This window comes from Herbaspirillum sp. B65, assembly GCF_000333555.1.
In the GTDB taxonomy this organism is placed as follows: Bacteria; Pseudomonadota; Gammaproteobacteria; order Burkholderiales; family Burkholderiaceae_D; genus Herbaspirillum; species Herbaspirillum rubrisubalbicans.
In genome coordinates this window covers 1-3,848 of sequence record NZ_BADI01000877.1, presented here as the reverse complement: position 1 = coordinate 3,848, position 3,848 = coordinate 1, and the positions used below count along the sequence as shown (strand labels likewise).

Here is a 3,848-nt window from a genome sequence, read left to right as displayed (position 1 = left end):
CTTGCCGTGGCGCTGCCCAACGACTGTCGCAGTTTGGACATCCTGCGACAGATGTACGTAATGGCGCGAGCCTGGCAGCAATCCTTGCTTGAGAATGGATTCCAGAAAACGGGTCGCAGTACCGTGGTAAAGAAGGTCAGGCGGTGTCTTCTCGACATAGTTGATGTCCACGCTCTCGGTGGAATGCCCCTGTTGGGCGCGAATACGTAAGCCATCCTCGGAAATCGCAAACCGTTTCTTGTCACTGGTTTTCGTTACGGTTTCAATCAGCGCACGGTCAATCTGCTTGCCGGCATTGGCGGCTGCGGTGATCAGTGACGAAATATCCGTCCATCCTTCACGATCCAGCGTGATGCCGATTGAATCGGGTTGATGCCGTAGTACATAGCTTAAAAACTTGCTGACTTCAGATAGTTGCTTGCTCATATAGACCTGTTCCTCAATTTACTGCGCATACGATACAGACCCCATAGTAGTCACCTCAAAATCCCCTCCGTCTCCCCTGCCTCAACCAAACCTTGATCTCCTGCACATCCGCGAACGACGCCAAGGCCGACCGTAGCTCCTTGCCGTCTTCCCGCATCAGGCTCATGTCCTTGTTCAGGTTGCGCACGATAGTCTTGGCTGAAACACGCGCAGAAGGCGGCAGTCCATAGGTCTGCTTGAACTGCTGCTCCACATGGAACACTTCCTGATCCAGTTCGCCCAGTTGTTCCTTCAGAATCTGGTTGTAATGCTTCAGGCGCTCGGCGCTGATGCCGTTGATGGCGTGCTGGTCGATGTGCTCCAGTTCAAGTTGCAACTCCAGTAGCTTCAGCAAGTCGTTCTTTTCATAGGCCTGGTTGACCTGTTGCATCAGCAGGGTCTTGCGCTGGCGCTCGCTGGCGTCGGGTTCGCGGTCAGGGTGCAGGGCGCTGGCCAGTTTGCGGTAGACCTCGCGGATGGATTGGCTCAATTCTTTGCGCTCGGTTTCTTGCTTGACTTCGGCCGCGCGCTGGCGTGGCGATTTCTTGCGGCTGGCGCGATGTTCTTCGCGCGCTTGCGCGGCAGCCATCTGCTCGCGCTCTTTCTGTTCGAGTATGGCTTCCATTCTTTGCATGATCTCTTCTGGGGAGCCTTCGCCAAGGTCGTCGCCCAGATCGATGTCGAGCATCTCTTCGATCACCTGCTTGACGTCGTCCAGTTCCGACCTGGCCTCAAGATCATAGTCAGAGGCGCTATGCTGGTTGTAGATGAGCTTCAGTTCAGGATCGTCGGCTTTGCCCAGCAGCATGTGCGCCATGTCGGCAATGATCTCGGAAAGCATGGCGCGTTCGCCCTTGGTCAATCCCTTTTCGGACCAGGCTTCATGCAGGCGCTGCACCAGCTTGCGATGCAGTTGTTGCAGTTCCTGATCCAGCGGCAGGAATTGATCGACATACTTTTTCTGGAAGTCCGCCATGGCGCTCTCCCATTCCAGCAGGCTTGCGCGCCGCTTGCCGATCTGCTTGATCAGGTCATTGAATCGTTTCTGTGCATGGGAGAGGGTGGCTTCCTGGTCGAGGTCGCTGATGCTGAGGGCTTGCGGAGGTTTTTTCATGGGCGGGTGTGTGGGGTTCAACCGCGCGCAATCATCTGTTGCACTTCGTCCCAGGTGGCGGCATAGGCGCCAGCCTTGGAGGCCGCAATGGCGGCGCCAGCGGCTGCGCATTGCAGGTGTACCTGTGCCGGGGCCTGTGGCTGGCGTAGCTGGCTGGCGATCCAGCCGCCCATGGAGGCGTCGCCGCATCCGACCGTGTCGATCACCTCGACCCGGTAGGCGGGTTGTTGGATGATTTGTTCACCTTTGATCCACTGCATTCCCTGGGCGCCCAGGGTGTAGAGGATCTCGGCTTGCGGAGCCAGCGCCTGCAAGGTGCCCAGGGCATGGCTGTCGCCGGGGAAGAGGTGTTCCAGGTCTTCGTCAGAAACCTTCACATAATGCGAAATCGACAGCAAGCGACGCAGCAGGATGCCGTAGGCGGGGCTATCCATGAGCTTGCGCCAGTTGGGGTCGAAGGCAATCTTCTTGTTGCGCAGGGCGGCTTCCTGGGCGATCTGCAAGAGCCGCGAAGCCAGCGGTTCGCGGGTCAGGCTGATGCAGCCGAAATGCAGGACCTGTGCTTCATCGAGCCAGCCGGCGGGCAGTCGCTGCACGTCGAAATGCAGGTCGGCGCTGTCGTCGCCGATGAAGAAGTAATCGGGCGGGGTGGTCGAGGTCACCATGGCCAGTAACGGTGCCTTGGCGTATTGCTGGGTGAAGCGCATATCCAGCCCGGCCGCTTGCGTGAGGGCGTACAGTTCGGCGCCGAAGACATCGGTGCTGACGCTGCCGGCATAACCGGTGGGCACGCCCAGGCGCGCAGCGGCACGCGCCACGTTCCAGCAGGCGCCGCCGGGAATGGCGCGCCATTGGCCGTCTGGCTGGCGGATGAAATCGGTCAGGGCTTCGCCGAAGACGACGAATGCGGCGCTCTGGGTCATGCTGGTCTCCGTAGGTGTTGGCGTTATCGGGCGTGGAATCGCGTATTCAAATCAGGTATCAACCGGTATTCAATCCTGCAAGGCGTGCCGGGCGCAGGCTTCGTCGGTGACCAGCCCGGTGAGCCAGCCGCCGCGCAGGGCGGCGCGCACGGCGTCGGCTTTCTTGCTGCCGCCGCAGAAGGCGATCACCGGTCGTTGCGGATCCTGTGCCAGCGGCGGCGTGGTCACGCGTGCGGCGAGCGAGGAGGGCAGCATGGCGCCGTCGATGTCGAAGGCGTGGCAGATCATTTCGCCCACTGCGCCCTGGCGCTGCAGGTCGGCGACTTCATCGTCATCGATGAAGCCATCCTCGTGCATGGCACCCTGCAGGGCGATGGTGCCGATGCCCAGGAAGGTGACATCGGCGCGTGCGGCCAGGCCGGTGACGATCTTGTAGGCGCGGTGGTTGCACCATTGCTGGCGGTCGCTTGCGCTCTCGGCCACGCGTGGGGCGGGCAGCAGGTAGAAGCGCGCGCCCAGTTTCTCGGCGGCCTGCAGGGCGACGTCATAGCGGTTGGCCGAGCCATCGGAGGCGAAGGCGCCGATCATGGAGACGATCTGGTGCTGCGGGCGATCCAGTTCGGACAGGCGTTCGATGGCGGCCTTCAAGGTGCGGCCGGAACCGACGTTGACCACCAGCGGCGCGTGCGAGCTCAGGTATTGCTCCATCAGTTCGGCCCCGGCCACGGCCAGCATCTGCTGCACTTCCTGGGATTCATTGGGGTTGGCGGCGCCACCGGCGCCGGGTACCACGCGGCAGACTTGCAGGCCGTAGCGCTGCTGCAGGCCTTGCGCCAGTTCCAGGCAGGACGAGACCGGATGGGCGATCTGCACCTTCACCAGATTGGCGTCGGCCGCATAGGCCACCATGCGCTGCGCCATCTGGCGCGAGATGCCGAGCCGTTCGGCGATTTCGTTCTGGGTGTTGCCGGCCACGTAGTACATCCACGCGGCACGGGCCGCCAGATCCAGTTTGGATGCGCTGCTAGACATGTTCTCCTCGCCAGCGGCCCGCGCGCCTGTATGTCTCGGTGGGGCGGGTGCTGTTTCTCTGACGTTGATTGCGGTGAATTCCCCGATGGGCTGCCATTTTACGGCGAGTTGGGCTGTTCATTATTGTCAAATATGGGCAATTGCTCAATAACGTGCGCGATGCCTTCAGCAACGTTCTTCTTGACTTTCTTACGAACACGCGATGCTGCTGCGTTGTTGGGGGACTTTGCCATAATTTCTTCCTTGAATCCGACCAGTGCTTGCGCCTGCCGGGATTATTTCTTCAGCGATTGAGCGGCCTTGCGCGGACCCTG

At 60.8% G+C, this 3,848-nt stretch carries 4 protein-coding genes and 1 pseudogene; all 5 read right to left on the bottom strand.

The window, feature by feature from the left end; all coding sequences use genetic code 11:
• Positions 1-426: RNA 2'-phosphotransferase (locus I5W_RS20880; protein WP_044530676.1), on the bottom strand; the 426-nt coding region annotated here is incomplete at its 3' end.
• Positions 427-481: 55 nt separating this feature from the next.
• Positions 482-1,579: a J domain-containing protein gene (locus tag I5W_RS20875; protein WP_044530675.1), complete on the bottom strand. Its 1,098-nt coding sequence runs from the start codon at positions 1,577-1,579 to the stop codon at positions 482-484.
• A gap of 17 nt (positions 1,580-1,596) precedes the next feature.
• Positions 1,597-2,502: a carbohydrate kinase family protein gene (locus I5W_RS20870; protein ID WP_044530674.1), complete on the bottom strand. Its 906-nt coding sequence runs from the start codon at positions 2,500-2,502 to the stop codon at positions 1,597-1,599.
• A 69-nt stretch (positions 2,503-2,571) separates the two neighbouring features.
• Complete coding sequence (locus I5W_RS20865; protein WP_044530673.1) at positions 2,572-3,534, bottom strand: sugar-binding transcriptional regulator; 963 nt, start codon at positions 3,532-3,534, stop codon at positions 2,572-2,574.
• A 149-nt stretch (positions 3,535-3,683) separates the two neighbouring features.
• Positions 3,684-3,767, bottom strand: a pseudogene (locus I5W_RS31555) (30S ribosomal protein S11); the annotation flags it as partial.
• Between the last annotated feature and the right edge of the window lie 81 nt (positions 3,768-3,848).

Bases quoted from the DNA above. Each gene is read 5' to 3' on its own strand.
- I5W_RS20870 (WP_044530674.1), bottom strand. From the start codon at position 2,502: ATGACCCAGAGCGCCGCATTCGTCGTCTTCGGCGAAGCCCTGACCGAT.
- I5W_RS20875 (WP_044530675.1), bottom strand. From the start codon at position 1,579: ATGAAAAAACCTCCGCAAGCCCTCAGCATCAGCGACCTCGACCAGGAA.
- I5W_RS20865 (WP_044530673.1), bottom strand. From the start codon at position 3,534: ATGTCTAGCAGCGCATCCAAACTGGATCTGGCGGCCCGTGCCGCGTGG.